The organism is Halomonas sp. ND22Bw, assembly GCF_003011945.1.
GTDB lineage: Bacteria > Pseudomonadota > Gammaproteobacteria > Pseudomonadales > Halomonadaceae > Halomonas > Halomonas halophila.
On sequence record NZ_PXWD01000002.1, the window covers coordinates 56182 to 71153 of the forward strand.

Annotated in this window: 15 protein-coding genes; 11 read left to right on the plus strand and 4 right to left on the minus strand. The window is 65.0% G+C overall.

Annotated elements, in window-relative coordinates; genetic code table 11:
• Positions 1-34: 34 nt before the first annotated feature.
• The 4 genes from argB to coaBC all read right to left on the minus strand — a co-directional run bounded on the left by argB (position 35) and on the right by coaBC (position 4242).
• Positions 35-937 carry an acetylglutamate kinase gene (argB, locus tag CVH10_RS03180; RefSeq protein WP_035592742.1) on the minus strand — a complete coding sequence of 301 codons (903 nt, stop codon included), beginning with the start codon at positions 935-937 and terminating at the stop codon, positions 35-37.
• 32 nt (positions 938-969) lie between these two features.
• Entirely contained in the window at positions 970-2367 is a 1398-nt protein-coding gene (locus CVH10_RS03185) for a phosphomannomutase/phosphoglucomutase (RefSeq protein WP_106487805.1), read from the minus strand.
• 127 nt (positions 2368-2494) lie between these two features.
• Entirely contained in the window at positions 2495-2962 is a 468-nt protein-coding gene (gene dut / locus CVH10_RS03190) for a dUTP diphosphatase (protein ID WP_106487806.1), read from the minus strand.
• 50 nt (positions 2963-3012) lie between these two features.
• Entirely contained in the window at positions 3013-4242 is a 1230-nt protein-coding gene (gene coaBC, locus CVH10_RS03195; RefSeq protein WP_106487807.1) for a bifunctional phosphopantothenoylcysteine decarboxylase/phosphopantothenate--cysteine ligase CoaBC, read from the minus strand.
• Between the two features lie 160 nt (positions 4243-4402).
• Between coaBC and radC the strand changes: the two genes are divergently transcribed.
• The 11 genes from radC to CVH10_RS03245 all read left to right on the plus strand — a co-directional run bounded on the left by radC (position 4403) and on the right by CVH10_RS03245 (position 14898).
• Positions 4403-5077, plus strand: a complete 675-nt coding sequence (radC, locus tag CVH10_RS03200; RefSeq protein WP_035592735.1) for a DNA repair protein RadC — start codon at positions 4403-4405, stop codon at positions 5075-5077.
• A gap of 240 nt (positions 5078-5317) precedes the next feature.
• Positions 5318-5554, plus strand: a complete 237-nt coding sequence (rpmB, locus tag CVH10_RS03205) for a 50S ribosomal protein L28 (protein WP_035592734.1) — start codon at positions 5318-5320, stop codon at positions 5552-5554.
• A gap of 24 nt (positions 5555-5578) precedes the next feature.
• Positions 5579-5734 (plus strand): 50S ribosomal protein L33, encoded by a 156-nt coding sequence (gene rpmG, locus CVH10_RS03210; RefSeq protein ID WP_016856547.1) that lies wholly within the window; start codon positions 5579-5581, stop codon positions 5732-5734.
• Positions 5735-5857: 123 nt separating this feature from the next.
• Positions 5858-6676: a bifunctional DNA-formamidopyrimidine glycosylase/DNA-(apurinic or apyrimidinic site) lyase gene (gene mutM / locus CVH10_RS03215; RefSeq protein WP_106487808.1), complete on the plus strand. Its 819-nt coding sequence runs from the start codon at positions 5858-5860 to the stop codon at positions 6674-6676.
• 106 nt (positions 6677-6782) lie between these two features.
• The gene (locus CVH10_RS03220) at positions 6783-7979 is read left to right on the plus strand and encodes a class I SAM-dependent rRNA methyltransferase (protein WP_035592731.1); all 1197 of its coding nucleotides are present in this window, start codon (positions 6783-6785) and stop codon (positions 7977-7979) included.
• 64 nt (positions 7980-8043) lie between these two features.
• Complete coding sequence (locus CVH10_RS03225; RefSeq protein WP_035592729.1) at positions 8044-8364, plus strand: DUF2007 domain-containing protein; 321 nt, start codon at positions 8044-8046, stop codon at positions 8362-8364.
• A gap of 200 nt (positions 8365-8564) precedes the next feature.
• On the plus strand, positions 8565-9683 hold the full coding sequence (gene ald / locus CVH10_RS03230; RefSeq protein WP_106487809.1) for an alanine dehydrogenase: 1119 nt from the start codon (positions 8565-8567) through the stop codon (positions 9681-9683).
• 188 nt (positions 9684-9871) lie between these two features.
• The gene (locus CVH10_RS03235) at positions 9872-10897 is read left to right on the plus strand and encodes a tryptophan--tRNA ligase (protein ID WP_046078378.1); all 1026 of its coding nucleotides are present in this window, start codon (positions 9872-9874) and stop codon (positions 10895-10897) included.
• A gap of 132 nt (positions 10898-11029) precedes the next feature.
• Positions 11030-12709 carry an NAD-dependent malic enzyme gene (locus CVH10_RS03240; RefSeq protein WP_035592723.1) on the plus strand — a complete coding sequence of 560 codons (1680 nt, stop codon included), beginning with the start codon at positions 11030-11032 and terminating at the stop codon, positions 12707-12709.
• Positions 12710-12835: 126 nt separating this feature from the next.
• Entirely contained in the window at positions 12836-13846 is a 1011-nt protein-coding gene (locus CVH10_RS25240) for a hypothetical protein (RefSeq protein ID WP_146142906.1), read from the plus strand.
• Positions 13843-14898 (plus strand): DUF262 domain-containing protein, encoded by a 1056-nt coding sequence (locus tag CVH10_RS03245; protein ID WP_106487810.1) that lies wholly within the window; start codon positions 13843-13845, stop codon positions 14896-14898. Before CVH10_RS25240 ends, CVH10_RS03245 begins: the two co-directional genes overlap by 4 nt.
• The last annotated feature ends 74 nt before the right edge of the window (positions 14899-14972 follow it).

Below are 14972 nucleotides of genomic sequence, written 5' to 3' on the forward strand. Positions count from 1 at the left end.
AAGAGGGGCAGCCGGGGCGTCGGCCCCGGCATCATCATCGGTTCGCGTTGGTGATCAGCGTGCCCACTCCCGCGTTGGTGAAGATTTCCAGCAGGGTCGCATGGGGCACCCGGCCGTCGACGATGTGAGCGCTCGCCACGCCGCCCTTCACGGCGTCCAGGGCGCAGCGGATCTTCGGCAGCATGCCGCCGTGAATGGTCCCATCGGCAATCAGGGCGTCGACTTGAGCGGTGGTCAGGCCGGTGAGCACCTCGCCCTCGGCGTTCATCAGGCCGGAGACGTTGGTCAGCAGCATCAGCTTCTCGGCGTCCAGCGCCTCGGCCACCTTGCCGGCCACCAGGTCGGCATTGATATTGTAGCTGCGCCCGGCCTCGTCGACGCCGATCGGTGCGATCACCGGAATGAAGTCGCGCTCGGCGAGCATCTCGATCAGGTCGGTGGAGATGTGCTCCACCTCGCCGACGTGGCCGATGTCGATGATTTCGGAGGCGGCCATGTCCGGCGTCTGCTGTTCGACCTGGAGCTGGCGGGCGCGGATCTGGCCGCCGTCCTTGCCGGTCAGGCCGATGGCCTTGCCGCCGCTCTGGTTGATCAGGTTGACGATGCCCTTGTTGACCAGCCCGCCCAGGACCATCTCGACCACGTCCATGGTCTCGGCGTCGGTGACGCGCATGCCGTTGACGAAACGCGACTCGATCTTGAGCTTGTCGAGCAGGTCGCCGATCTGCGGGCCGCCGCCGTGGACCACCACCGGATTGATGCCGACCTCCTTCATCAACACCATGTCGCGGGCGAAGGAGTCGATCAGGGTGTCCTCGGTCATGGCGTTGCCGCCGTACTTGACCACCACGGTCTTGCCGGAGAAGCGCTGGATGTAGGGCAGGGCCTCCGACAGCACCTCCACTACCTGGCGCGGGTCGCGGTTCTGTTCGCTCATGTCTTCCTTCCTGGTCGTGTCTTTGTCGTGGCTCACAGCGCGAGCTCGAGGTCCGGGGCCACCTGGGCGAGGGCGTCGGCGAAGCGGGCGCGGATGCGCTCGAGCGCCGCGTCGCTCTTGCCCTCGAAGCGCAGCACCAGCACCGGCGTGGTGTTGGAGGCGCGGCACAGGCCCCAGCCGTCCGGATAGTCGACGCGGATGCCGTCGAGGGTGGTCTTGACGCCATCGTCGCCGAAGTCGCCTTCCCGGGCCAGCCGCGCCACCAGCTCGAACTTGGTCTCGTCGGTCACCGCGACGTTGATCTCCGGGGTGCCGATGTCCTGCGGGTGGCGGGCGAAGAAGGCATCGGCGTCTTCTTCATGACGCGACAGCACCTCCAGCAGCCGGGCGGCGCCGTAGAGGCCGTCGTCGAAGCCGTACCAGCGCTCCTTGAAGAAGATATGGCCGCTCATCTCGCCAGCCAGCTGCGCGCCGGTCTCCTTCATGCGCGCCTTGATCAGCGAGTGGCCGGTGCGCCACATCTCCGGGGTGCCGCCGGCCTCCTCGATGACGCGGGCCAGGTTGCCGGTGCACTTGACGTCGAAGATCACCCGCGCGCCGGGGTTGCGCTCGAGCATGTCCTCGGCGAAGGCCATCATCAGGTGATCGGGGTAGATCAGCTGGCCCTGGGGCGTGATCACGCCCAGGCGGTCGCCGTCGCCGTCGAAGGCCAGGCCGATGTCGGCGTCGTGCTCGCGTACGGCGCGGATCAGGTCCTCGAGGTTCTCGGGCTTGCCCGGGTCCGGATGGTGGTGGGGGAAGGTGCCGTCGATCTCGGCGAACAGCGGGATCGTCCCGGCGCCCAGGCGCTCGACCAGCTTGGGGCCGAGCTCGCCGGCCACGCCGTTGCCGCAGTCCACCACCGCCTTGAGCGGGCGGGCCAGGCTCACGTCGCCGAGGATGCGCTCGAGATAGGCCTCGCGCACGTCTTCCTCGTGTACCTCGCCGGTGCCCTCGGCCAGGTCGCCTTCCTCGATCCGGCGATACAGGTCGGTGATCGTCTCGCCGGACAGCGTCTCGCCGCCGAGCACGATCTTGAAGCCGTTGTAGTCCGGCGGGTTGTGGCTGCCGGTGACCATCACGCCGGAGGCGGTGCCGTCCAGCACGTGGGTGGCGAAGTAGAGCACCGGGGTCGGCACCATGCCGATGTCGATCACGTCGCAGCCGCTGGTGGTCAGACCGCGGGTCAGGGCGTCCTTGAGTCGCGGGCCGGACAGGCGGCCGTCGCGGGCCACCACCACCCGGGATTCGCCGCGGGCGAGGGCGGCGCTGCCGATGGCCTGGCCGATGCCCTCGACGCCGGCCTCGGTGAGGGTGTTATCGACGATGCCGCGGATATCGTAGGCGCGGAAGATCGAGGCCGGAGCCTGGCGAGAGCCATCCTGAGTCATGTCATCGTTCCTGTGTGAGGAAATCGTTGTCGGTGGCGCCAGCAACGTCAGTGGCGGCCGGAAACGTTCGGTGGCGGCCGGAAACGTTCGGTGGCGGCCGGAAACGTTCGGTGGCGACCGGAAACGTTCAGTGGCGACCGGAGTGGCCGAAGCCGCCGCCGCCGCGCAGGCTGGCGTCGAAGTCGTCGACCAGCTCGAGCTCGGCCTGCACCACCGGCACCAGCACGTACTGGGCCAGGCGCTCGAAGGGCTCGAGGGTGAAGGTGGTGCTGCCGCGGTTCCACACCGAGATCATCAGCTCGCCCTGGTAGTCGGAGTCGATCAGCCCGACCAGGTTGCCGAGCACAATGCCGTGCTTGTGGCCGAGCCCGGAGCGGGGCAGGATCATGCCGGCCAGTCCCGGATCGGCGATGTGGATGGCCAGGCCGGTGCGCACCAGCTGGCAGTCGCCGGGCTCGATGACCAAAGGCGCGTCGAGCAGGGCGCGCAGGTCCATGCCGGCGGAGCCCTGGGTGGCGTAGTGGGGCAGGTGGTCGCGCATCCGCTCGTCGAGCAGCTTGACGGCGAGGCGGGGGCGGTCGGCGGAGGTCGGCATGGTGTGGCTTCCAGACAATAGAGCGGTAGAAAGTGAACGGCGTCGCGAGATCAGTCGGCGTCGCCGGCGGACGGGGCCAGGCATTCCAGCGCGCGGCGGATCACGGCCTCGGCGAGCTCGGCCTTGGGCTGAGGCGGCAGGTCGGCCTGGCCGGTGGTGTCGCCCTCGCGCCACAGCAGCAGGGCGGCGTTGTCGTCGGCACCGAAGCCGAGCCCGACGCGGGAGACGTCGTTGGCCACCACCATGTCGAGCCCCTTGCGCACGAGCTTGTCGTGAGCGTAGGCGGCGAGGTCCCGGGTCTCGGCGGCGAAGCCGACGACGAAGGGGCGGTCGGGACGCGCGGCGACGGCGGCGATGATGTCGGGGTTCTTGACCAGGCGCAGGGTGAGAGTGTCCTCGCCTTCCTGTTTCTTGAGCTTGTGCTCGGCCGGCGCCTCGGCGCGGTAGTCCGCCACCGCGGCGCAGCCGATGAACAGGTCGCAGTCGCCGGCCAGGCGCTGGGCGGCGTCGTGCATCTCCCGGGCGCTTTCCACGTCGAGACGTTCCACGCCCGCCGGGGTGGGCAGCGCCACCGGGCCGCTGATCAGCGTCACCCGGGCGCCGAGGGCGGCCGCGGCGGTGGCCAGGGCGTAGCCCATCTTGCCGGAGCTGTGGTTGGAGAGGTAGCGCACCGGGTCCAGCGGCTCGCGGGTGGGGCCGGCGGTGATCACCACGTGAAGGCCCTCGGCGGGACGGTCGGCGGGCTCGCTCAGGGCGGCCAGGATGGCGTCGGGCTCGAGCATGCGGCCGGGGCCCACGTCGCCGCAGGCCTGGTCGCCGCTGTCCGGCCCCAGCAGCCGCCAGCCGTCGTCGATCAGCCGGCGGGCGTTGCGGGCGGTGGCCGGCTGGCGCCACATGGCCTGGTTCATGGCCGGGGCCATGGCCTTGTCGGCGTCGCTCGCCAGGCACAGGGTGGTGAGCAGGTCGTCGGCGTGGCCGTGGGCCAGCCGCGCCATCGCGTCGGCGGTGGCCGGGGCGATCAGGATCAGGTCGGCCCAGCGGGCCAGCTCGATGTGCCCCATGCCGGCTTCGGCCTCGGGGTCGAGCAGCGAGGTGCGTACCGGCTCGCCGGTCAGCGCCTGCAGCGTCAGCGGGGTGATGAAGGCCTGGGCGCCGTCGGTCATCACGACGCGCACCTCGCAGCCGGCCTGCTTGAGCAGGCGGGCGAGCTGGGCGCTCTTGTAGGCGGCAATGCCGGCGCTGATGCCGAGCAGAACGCGGCGTGGAAGGGCTGTCGACATGGTCGTATCCGCGGGTGAATCCGGCCGTCTACCTTACCATTCGGCCGCACCCTTGCGTAGCCGCGCCCCTTGGCGTTGCCGGTGCCGCCCCTTCCGGCTATCGCCTGCCGGTCTCGGGACTACACTATCCTGAGGATGAAAAGCGGGCAGGGAGGCCGGGATGTCGATTCGTGACTGGCCGGAGGGCGAACGCCCCCGGGAGAAGCTGCTGGCGCTGGGGTCCGAGGCGCTTTCCGACGCCGAGCTGCTGGCGATCTTCCTGCGCGTGGGCGTGACCGGGCGCTCGGCGGTGGACCTGGCACGCGACCTGCTGTCGGCCTTCGGCGGCTTGCGGCCGCTGCTGGAGGCCGACCGCACGCGCTTCTGTGCCGAGCGCGGGCTGGGCGAGGCCAAGTTCGTGCAGCTGCAGGCCACGCTGGAGCTGTCCCGGCGACACCTGGCCAGCCAGCTGGCGCGGGAGGACGCCCTGACCTCGCCAACGCTGGTGCGCGCCTATCTCTCGTCGCGGCTGCGTCACCTCGGCCACGAGGAGTTTGCGGCGCTGTTCCTGGACAGCCAGCATCGGGTGATCCGCTTCGAGTCGCTGTTCCGCGGTACCCTGGACAGCGCCTCGGTGTACCCGCGCGAGGTGGCGCGCCGCGCCCTGGAGCTGGGCGCCGGGGCGATCATCTTCGCCCACAACCACCCCTCCGGGGTGGCCGAGCCCAGCGACGCCGACCGGCGCATCACCGAGCGCCTCAGGCAGGCGCTTGCGCTGTTCGAGATCCGGGTGCTGGATCATTTCGTGGTCGGCGACGGCGAGGTGGTGTCCTTCGCCGAGCGAGGGCTGCTATAATCTGCCGCGATCAAAACACAGCAGTCGCAGTCGTGGTCGCCCGAGACGGACCCATCGGTCAAGTCGGTTGGCGATGACGCTGCTTAATTCTGCACGTCGCTTGTCTGGCAACGTTGACTCTGGTATAAAGTGCAGCCTTTGAATTCCCTTGGGTCAAATGACAGCGGGGTCGTCCCGGTTTTGCCCGACAGGTTTTGAACAATCAGGTACTCGTACCTGGCCAAGCGGTTGGAGGCTCTCATGTCCAAAGTATGTCAGGTTACCGGCAAGCGCCCGGTGACTGGTAACAACGTCTCACACTCCCAGCGCAAGACGCGTCGTCGTTTCGTGCCGAACCTGCACAGCCACCGTTTCTGGGTGGAGTCCGAGAAGCGCTTCGTCAAGCTGCGCGTCTCCTCCAAAGGCATGCGCATCATCGACAAGAAGGGCATCGAAGCGGTGCTCGGCGACATTCGCAAGCGCGGCGAAACCGTCTAAGCGTTTCCATAAGGGAGAAGACTCATGCGTGACAAGATTCGTCTGGTGTCCAGTGCCGGTACCGGCCACTTCTACACCACCGACAAGAACAAGCGGAACACTCCTGACAAGATGGAGATGAAGAAATTCGATCCGGTTGTTCGCAAGCACGTGATGTACAAGGAAGCCAAGATCAAGTAAGTCGGGATCCCCGCGGTTCCCGAGATCGCTTCCGCCGCAGGCCTCGGCCTGTCCTCAAGAACCCGGCCCGATGGTCGGGTTCTTGCGTATGATCGCCGCACGCCGCCGATAGCAGGTCATTCCATGCCCGAGTTGCCCGAAGTCGAGACCACCCGGCGTGGCATTGCCCCGCACGTGGAGGGCCGCGAGATCACCGAGGTGATCGTGCGCCAGTCCCGCCTGCGAGTGCCGGTGCCGGAAGACCTGATCGACCGCCTGGTGGGCGCGCGCATCGGCTCGCTGGGGCGCCGCGCCAAGTACCTGCTGATCCCCGTGGAGGGCGGCGGCACGCTGCTGTGGCATCTCGGCATGTCCGGCAGCCTGCGCATCGCCCGGGTCGGCGAGCTGCCCAAGAAGCATGACCACGTCGACCTGGTGCTCGACGACGGCGCGGTGCTGCGCTATCACGATCCGCGGCGCTTCGGTTTCGTCGACTGGCTGGCCGGCGACGCCGAGCACGACGCGCGCCTGGCGAAGCTGGGCCCGGAGCCGCTCTCCGAGGCCTTCGACGGCGAGCGGCTGTACGAGCTGTCGCGCCGGCGGCGCATGGCCGTGAAGCCCTTCCTGATGGACAATGCCGTGGTCGTCGGCGTCGGCAACATCTACGCCGCCGAGGCGCTGTTCCTGGCCGGCATCGATCCCCGGCGCGCCGCCGGGCGCATCTCGCGCGAGCGCTACGACCGACTGGCGGCGGCGGTCAGCGAGGTGCTGGCCGCCGCCATTACCCAGGGCGGCACCACCCTGCGCGACTTCGTCAGCGGCACCGGCGAGCCGGGCTACTTCGCCCAGCGGCTCAACGTCTACGGCCGTGACGGCGAACCCTGCCGGCGCTGCGGCGCCGAGCTGCGCCTGGTGACTCTGGGCCAGCGGGCCAGCGTCTTCTGCGGCGAGTGCCAGACCTGAGCGCCGCCACCCGATTCCGATGTCCGGGCCCAAGGCCGGGATACCCCGAACGTCCCTGCGACGCCCACGAAGCGACGCCCAGGACCTCCATGATGAGAGCCACGACATGACCGCCCTACGCTCACTGCGCCTGAAGAAGAACGCCGATCGCCGCCTCAAGGCGGGACATCTCTGGCTGTACTCCAACGAGATCGATATCCAGGCCACGCCGCTCAAGGACTTCGCGCCCGGCGAGCAGGCCCAGGTCGAGGCCGCCAACGGCAAGGCGCTGGGCGTGGCCTACGTCAACGCCCACTCGCTGATCTGCGCGCGCCTGGTGTCCCGCGACCCGGCCATGCAGCTCGACCGCTCGCTGCTGGTCCATCGCCTGAACCAGGCCCTGGCCCTGCGCCAGCGCATGTTCGACAAGCCGTTCTATCGCCTGGTGCACGGCGAGGGCGACCTGCTGCCGGGGCTGATCATCGACCGCTTCGGCGACGTGCTGGTAGTGCAGCTCAACACCGCCGGCATGGAGGCCCAGCTCGAGCCGCTGCTCGACGCCCTGGACAAGGTCGTCTCCCCGAGCGCCGTGGTGCTGCGCAACGACACCTCCGGTCGCCGTCAGGAAGGCCTCGAGAGCCAGATCGAGGTGGTCAAGGGCACGCTGCCGGAGGCGGTGGAGCTCGAGGAGAACGGCGTGCGCTTCGTCGCCCCGGTGCTCGACGGCCAGAAGACCGGCTGGTTCTACGACCACCGCGTCAACCGCGCCTGGCTCAACCAGCATGTGGCCGGCAAGCGCGTGCTCGACCTGTTCAGCTACGTCGGCGGCTGGGGCGTTCAGGCCGCCGCCAGCGGTGCCAGCGAGGTGCTGTGCGTGGACGCCAGCGCCCCGGCGCTGGAGCGGGTCGCCGACAACGCCGCGCTCAACGGCCTGCACGAGCAGGTGGCGGTGGGCGAGGGCGATGCCTTCGAGGCCATGGCCGCGCTCAAGGCCGACGGCGAACAGTTCGACGTGGTGATCCTGGATCCGCCCGCCTTCATCAAGAAGCGCAAGGACACCACCGCCGGCGAGCGCGCCTACGGCAAGCTCAACCGCGAGGCCATGCGCCTGCTCGGCCGCGACGGCCTGCTGCTGTCGGCCTCCTGCTCGATGCATCTGGCGCCGGAGCGTCTGGTGGACAGCGTGCGTGGTGCCGCCCGCCATCAGGATCGCCACGCCCAGATCCTGTTCCAGGGCCACCAGGGGCCGGATCACCCGGTGCACCCGGCGATTCCCGAGACCTCCTACCTCAAGGCCCTCGGCGTGCGCGTCTTCCGCGACTGATCGAGGCCCTCGGTGCGGGGCGCGTCGTCCGGCGCGCCCCGCTTTTCCCGGCCCGGGAGCGCCCATGAACGACTTCGCCTTCGTCCGTGTCTTCTCTCACGCCAATCCGCTGCTGGTCGGCCACGTGGCCAACCTGCTGGAGGTCGCCGGCATCCCCGTCGAGCGGCGCAACCTGACCCTGGGTGGCGGCGCCGGTGAGCTGCCGCCGGGCGACTGCGAGCCCGAGGTCTGGGTCGCGCCCCACAACCGGGCGCGGGCCGAGGCGCTGATCCACGATGCCCTCGAAGGTCGCGAGGACCGCCCGGCCTGGACCTGCCCCGGCTGCGGCGAGCGCCTCGAGGGCGCGTTCGACGCCTGCTGGAACTGCGGCCGCACCCGGCCCTGACGCCGGGCGTCGCAACGAGCCGGCGATCCCGTCGAGCGAATTGTGGCGAGAAGGCCTTTTTACCGAACGACGTTCTGTGTCGTCCGGCACTTTCCTGATAATCCTGTCTTTTGAGGCGTGCCTGTCTGCGTGATCGTTCTGCTGTGCTGTAATGAGGTGGTGAGCCATTCTCATCCATCGGCCAACCGCGAGGATCGTCCATGCAGATCGCCGTTCCGAAGGAAATCAAGAACCATGAATACCGCGTCGCCCTGACGCCCAGCGGTGCCCGCGAGCTGGTCGGCCGCGGCCACGAGGTGGTCGTCCAGGCCGGCGCCGGCGAAGGCGCCGGCTTCAGCGACGCCGACTACGAGGCCGCCGGCGCGCGCCTCGAGCCCGACGTGGCCAGGGTATGGGCCGAGGCCGAGCTGATCCTCAAGGTCAAGGAGCCCCAGTCGGCGGAGGTCGCGAGGCTCTCGAAGGGGCAGACGCTGTTCACCTACCTGCACCTGGCCGCCGAGGAAGAACTGACCCGGGGGCTGATGGAAAGCGGCGCCACCTGCATCGCCTACGAGACCATCACCGCGGCCGACGGCGGGCTGCCGCTGCTGGCACCGATGAGCACCGTGGCGGGCCGCATGGCGGTGCAGGCCGGCGCCCACAGTCTGGAGAAGGCCCAGGGCGGCGCCGGCGTGCTGCTGCCGGGCGTGCCCGGCGTGGCGCCGGCGCGGGTCACCGTGATCGGCGGCGGCGTGGTCGGCGAGAACGCCGCGCGCATGGCGCTGGGGCTGGGCGCCGAGGTGACGGTGCTGGACAAGTCCATCCCGCGCCTCGAGACCTTGGACGATCGCTACCAGGGCCGCATGAAGACCGTGTTCTCCACCGCCGACGCCCTCGAGCAGGCGGTGCGCGAGTCCGACCTGATCATCGGCGCCGTGCTGGTGCCCGGCGCCGCCGCGCCAAAGCTGATCACCCGCGCCATGCTGGCGGAGATGAAGCCGGGCAGCGTGCTGGTGGACGTGGCCATCGATCAGGGCGGCTGCTTCGAGACCAGCCGGCCGACCACCCACGCCGAGCCCACCTACGTGGTCGACGGCGTGGTGCACTACTGCGTGGCCAACATGCCCGGCGCGGTGGCGCGCACCTCGACCCAGGCGCTGACCAACGCCACCCTGCCGTTCGTCGTCGCCCTGGCCGACAAGGGCTGGCAGCAGGCGCTGGCCGACGATGCCCACTTCGCCGCGGGCCTCAATGTCCACGACGGCCAGCTGACCTATCGCGCCGTGGCCGAGGCCTTTGGGCTCGAGTACGTCGAAGCGGACACGCTGATCGCGGGATGAGGTGTAGGGAGTGAGGTGTGAGGGGGAAGAGGCGTGAGGTGTAAGGCGTGAGGTGAAAGGGCGCGCGGCGCATGAGCGATCACGTTTGCCTCGCCCCTCGTCCCTCGCTCCTTCCCCGCGCCGGTCGCCTTGGCCGGGGCGCCGCGTTACCATAGCGGGCATTCGAGAGTCAGCTGAGTCCCGCTTTCATGACCGCATCGTCCGACAAGACCCGTGTGCTGACGGGCATCACCACCACCGGCACGCCCCACCTCGGCAACTACGTCGGGGCCATCAAGCCCGCCATCGCGGCGAGCCAGGACCCGAGCGTCCAGTCCTACTACTTCCTCGCCGACCTGCACGCGCTGATCAAGTGCCAGGACCCCAAGCGGGTCCAGCAGTCGCGCCTGGAGATCGCCGCCACCTGGCTGGCGCTGGGGCTCGATACCGACAACGCCATCTTCTACCGCCAGTCGGACGTGCCCGAGATCGCCGAGCTGAACTGGATGCTGTCCTGCGTCTGCGCCAAGGGCCTGATGAACCGCGCCCACGCCTACAAGGCGGCGGTGGCGGAGAACGAGGAAGCCGGCAGCCCCGATCCCGACCGCGGCATCACCATGGGCCTGTTCGGCTATCCGGTGCTGATGGCGGCGGACATCCTGATGTTCAACGCCAACAAGGTGCCGGTCGGCCGCGACCAGATCCAGCATATCGAGATGGCGCGCGACATGGGCGGACGCTTCAACCACCTGTTCAAGGGCCAGTACTTCACCCAGCCCGAGGCGGTGGTGGACGAGCGGGTTCAGGTGCTCAATGGCCTGGACGGGCGCAAGATGTCCAAGAGCTACGAGAACACCATTCCGCTGTTCGTCTCCGAGAAGAAGCTGCAGAAGCTGGTCCGCAAGATCAAGACCAACTCGCTGGAGCCCGGCGAGCCCAAGGACCCGGACACCTGCACCCTGTTCCAGATCTACTCGGCCTTCGCCAGCGCCGAGGAGACCGCGGCCATGCGTTCCGAGTACGAGAACGGCATCGGCTGGGGCGACGCCAAGAACCGCGTGTTCGAGTACCTGAACGCCCACCTGCGCGAGCCCCGCGAGCGCTACCAGGCGCTGCTGGAAGACCCCGCCCACATCGAGGCCGTGCTGAAGCAGGGCGCCGAGCGTGCCCGGGCCGAGGCCGCGCCCTTCATGGACCGCCTGCGAGAGGCGGTCGGCCTGGGCCGGTTCGTCTAGGCACGGTGTCCCAAGGTGGAGATCCACAACGGCGCCTCCGACCCTGGTCGGGGGCGCCGTTGTGGTAGAGTACCGACCAAGGCGCCGCAGAGCGCCACGGCCCGCATTCCCGACATGGAAAGAGAGAACTTGATGACCAGCGAAGCCAAGCGCCCCCTCTATGTGCCCTACGCCGGGCCGCCCCTGCTCGAAATGCCCCTGCTCAACAAGGGCAGCGCCTTCACCCGAGAGGAGCGCCTCGAGTTCAATCTGATCGGCCTGCTGCCGCAGAACGTCGAGACCATCGAGGAGCAGGCGGAGCGGGCCTATCGCCAGTATCGCCAGTGCCAGACCGACCTGGATCGCCACATCTATCTGCGCGCCATCCAGGACGACAACGAGACCCTGTATTTCCGGCTGGTCTCCGAGCATCTCGAAGAGATGCTGCCGATCATCTATACGCCGACGGTCGGCCAGGCCTGCGAAGAGTTCTCCAACATCTACCGCAACCACCGCGGCCTGTTCGTGTCCTACCCCGACCGCGACCGCATGGACGACATCCTGCGCAGCGCTACCAAGGACAACGTCAAGGTGATCGTGGTCACCGACGGCGAGCGCATCCTCGGCCTGGGCGACCAGGGCATCGGCGGCATGGGCATCCCCATCGGCAAGCTGTCGCTGTATACCGCCTGCGGCGGCATCAGCCCGGCCTACACCCTGCCGATCCAGATCGACGTGGGCACCAACAACCAGACCCTGCTCGACGATCCCATGTACATGGGCTGGCGCCATCCGCGTATCTCCCAGGAGGAGTACAACGCCTTCATGGCCGAGTTCATCACCGCCGTGAAGCGCCGCTGGCCGAACGTGCTGCTGCAGTTCGAGGACTTCGCCCAGGCCAACGCCCTGCCGCTGCTCGACCGCTACCGCGACGAGCTGTGCTGCTTCAACGACGACATCCAGGGCACCGCTTCCGTCTGCGTCGGCACCCTGATGGCGGCCTGCAAGGCCCGCGGCGAGAGCGTCAGCGACCAGCGCGTGGCAGTGGTCGGCGCCGGTTCGGCCGGCTGTGGCATCGCCGAGCAGATCGTCGTGGCCATGCAGACCGAGGGCCTGTCCGAGGCCGAGGCGCGCCAGCGCATCTACATGGTGGACCGCGAGGGCCTGGTGACCGGTGACCAGGCCTGGCTGCGCGACTTCCAGCGCCGCCTGGCCCAGGAGGCGACGCTGGTCGCCGACTGGGACGGCCAGTCGCTGCTGGAGGTGGTCAAGCGGGTCAAGCCGACCGTGCTGCTCGGCGTCAGCGGCCAGCAGGGCATCTTCACCGAGGAGGTGATCCGCACCATGCACGCCGGCTGCGCCTCGCCGCTGGTGATGCCGCTGTCCAACCCGACCTCCCGCGCCGAAGCGGTGCCGGCGGACGTGATCCGCTGGACCGACGGCCAGGCCATGGTCGCCACCGGCAGCCCCTTCGCGCCGGTGGAGCATGGCGGCCGCTCCTACCCGATCGCCCAGTGCAACAACGCCTACATCTTCCCGGGCATCGGCCTCGGCGTGGTGGCCTCCGGTGCCAAGCGCATCACCGACACCATGCTGATGGCCGCCTCCCGGGCGCTGGCCGACGCGGCCCCGGTGGCCAGGACCGGCGAGGGCGCGGTGCTGCCGGCGCTGGCCGACATCCGCGAGCTGTCCAGGGCGATCGCCTTCGAGGTCGGCGCCGAGGCCCAGCGCGAGGGCGTGGCGCTGAAGTCCGATGAACAGACCCTGCGCGATGCCATCGAGCGCAACTTCTGGACGCCGGAATATCGCGCCTATCGTCGTCGCTCTTTCTAAGGCGCGCCGATCGAGCCAAACAAAGCCCCCGCCAGGTCACCGGCGGGGGCTTTGTTTTTTTTATAGATGATGTAGTAGTGTTGTAAGGTTTTTGTAGGCAGTGTTCTGCATGTTCTAAGGATTAGTATGCGCGTTTTGATGCTAGCAGGGAATGGTCTTTCGTTATCGATGCTCAATGACTGTTCTGAAAGCAGTGTTGATCTTGTTAATTTGTTCAGGCTGGGTAGTGATGTACCTTGGCCCGCTACAGGGGCGCCAGGCTTTTTGAGTTATGAACACTGTCCTAACCTCTGGGCTTTGGGGGCTAGGCAAAGCTCAACAAAGGAAGAGTCTTATGCTGTTATTGAAACTATAATAACGGCAGTTAATGCTTGTTGTATGGCTGATCCCTCTACCTTGGAAGATGGTATATACATCAAGGCTTATAAAGAGCTTGTGTCATACCTTAGGTACTTGTTTGTTTATTACGACGATTTGTTGAAGAATAAGGGTTTTTTTGAAAAGGTCGATGAGCTGGCTACAATGAAGGCATTGTCACATGTGGCCAGGCACTCAGATGTTGATCATCTTGATATTGTGACTTTTAATTACGATGCTATGCTGGAGAGATGTTTTAATAGCATGGGGATTGATTATTCAATCCCAAAGTTGAAAGACAGTGAAGGAGCGAATGTGTCAATACATAAACCACATGGCTCTATTACGTTTTGTGGCCGTCAAGCGGTGGACAAGTCGGCCTTTGGTATAAAATATGCCGCTCAGTTCTCTGAGGGTGGGCTGGATGACCTCTGTGTAAGATATGATTACTTAGGTGAAAATTATCCTATGGTCGGGATACTACCTCCAGCTGGGGAATCTGATCGGTATAAGCATAGGTGGATCAGGGAGATATGGGATGGGGCTGGAGAGGCAGTTAGTAAGTTGGGTGATGATGATTTAATTATTTTGTATGGCCTTAGCTATTGGCATGTTGATAGAAAAGAGATTGATCATCTCTTGGCCAAAGTCCCAAGAAAGGCAAAAGTTATATCCATAAATCCTAGTCCTAGTAATCAGCTAGATGCGGTTTGTTGCAGCCTTTTTAAGTCGTATCATTCTTATTCACACCCTGCGCTACTGGAGAAGGTATTGCCATGACTGAGAAGTTTGTTGATAGAAGGACGGGTACTATTTCGATAGCATCTTTCCATGAGCAAAATCAGTTGGATAAGTTTAATTACGATCCTCCTTACCAAAGGAGGTCTGTCTGGAGTGATGAGAAGCAAAGTTATTTTATTGATAGCTTGCTTAGGAATTTTCCGATTCCACCTATTTTTTTGCATAGAAAGATTGACTCTGAAACGGGGAAGACAACGTTTGATGTTATAGATGGAAAACAGAGGTTGACGGCAATAAGTCGTTTTATTGCTGGTGAGATTTCTGCTTCAAATGAGTATGGTGGTGAAGAAGAAGATGACGCGCTAAGTGGCGTTTTTTTTGCAGATTTGGGTGAGGTTTCAGAGCTCTCTGGTTATAAGTCGGCTTTTTGGAAATATGATCTTCCTATTGAGTATATAGATCCGTCTAATGTTGGTTTGATAGAGATGGTTTTTGATAGGCTAAACAGGAATGGGGAGCCGCTGAAAGGTCAAGAGCTCAGAAACGCTCAGTATCATAGTAGCAATCTCACATGCACAGTAGATGAGATTGCAGAGATGCCATATTGGCAGCAGCGTTTGGAAGTGACTGATAGAGCCAGGATGGAAGATAAAGAATTCTGTGCTGAGTGTTTGCTTTCTGTTTATAAAGACGATGTTATAGGTTCGAGCCAAAAAATCCTAGATGATCTTTATCAGAGGCATGAGGGTGATGACTTTAATGATGCCTTGGTGAGGGTCAGAAGTATGACCGAGGCGATTGAAAGGGTTGGGCTTGACTATGGTGCCCACCGGATAACTGGCGTTTCTCATTTGTATGGGATTTGGGCTTTGGCTTTGGTTTTAGAGAAAAATGGTGATTCGATAGAAAATTATTCAGAGGAACTTTCGAATTTCTTCTCCATCCTCAGGGATAGATCGGTGACTGACGATGAGGTCAAGGAGGAATACAGGAAGAGTATGAATTCAAGAACTAAAGAAAGGTTTATGCGTGTAAAACGTGTCAATGCTCTTTTGGATGCTTGCGGAAGATCTGTCTTATCTATTGATTGATTCTGCTTTAGTCATTCTTTAATGCTAAAGAATGAAAGCCCCCGCCGGTAACCCGGCGGGGGCTTTTTCATGGT

Excerpts from the sequence above, each read along its gene's own strand:
- argB (WP_035592742.1), bottom strand. The coding sequence starts at position 937 with ATGAGCGAACAGAACCGCGACCCGCGCCAGGTAGTGGAGGTGCTGTCG.
- CVH10_RS03185 (WP_106487805.1), bottom strand. The coding sequence starts at position 2,367 with ATGACTCAGGATGGCTCTCGCCAGGCTCCGGCCTCGATCTTCCGCGCC.
- dut (WP_106487806.1), bottom strand. The coding sequence starts at position 2,962 with ATGCCGACCTCCGCCGACCGCCCCCGCCTCGCCGTCAAGCTGCTCGAC.
- coaBC (WP_106487807.1), bottom strand. The coding sequence starts at position 4,242 with ATGTCGACAGCCCTTCCACGCCGCGTTCTGCTCGGCATCAGCGCCGGC.
- radC (WP_035592735.1), top strand. The coding sequence starts at position 4,403 with ATGTCGATTCGTGACTGGCCGGAGGGCGAACGCCCCCGGGAGAAGCTG.
- rpmB (WP_035592734.1), top strand. The coding sequence starts at position 5,318 with ATGTCCAAAGTATGTCAGGTTACCGGCAAGCGCCCGGTGACTGGTAAC.
- rpmG (WP_016856547.1), top strand. The coding sequence starts at position 5,579 with ATGCGTGACAAGATTCGTCTGGTGTCCAGTGCCGGTACCGGCCACTTC.
- mutM (WP_106487808.1), top strand. The coding sequence starts at position 5,858 with ATGCCCGAGTTGCCCGAAGTCGAGACCACCCGGCGTGGCATTGCCCCG.
- CVH10_RS03220 (WP_035592731.1), top strand. The coding sequence starts at position 6,783 with ATGACCGCCCTACGCTCACTGCGCCTGAAGAAGAACGCCGATCGCCGC.
- CVH10_RS03225 (WP_035592729.1), top strand. The coding sequence starts at position 8,044 with ATGAACGACTTCGCCTTCGTCCGTGTCTTCTCTCACGCCAATCCGCTG.
- ald (WP_106487809.1), top strand. The coding sequence starts at position 8,565 with ATGCAGATCGCCGTTCCGAAGGAAATCAAGAACCATGAATACCGCGTC.
- CVH10_RS03235 (WP_046078378.1), top strand. The coding sequence starts at position 9,872 with ATGACCGCATCGTCCGACAAGACCCGTGTGCTGACGGGCATCACCACC.
- CVH10_RS03240 (WP_035592723.1), top strand. The coding sequence starts at position 11,030 with ATGACCAGCGAAGCCAAGCGCCCCCTCTATGTGCCCTACGCCGGGCCG.
- CVH10_RS25240 (WP_146142906.1), top strand. The coding sequence starts at position 12,836 with ATGCGCGTTTTGATGCTAGCAGGGAATGGTCTTTCGTTATCGATGCTC.
- CVH10_RS03245 (WP_106487810.1), top strand. The coding sequence starts at position 13,843 with ATGACTGAGAAGTTTGTTGATAGAAGGACGGGTACTATTTCGATAGCA.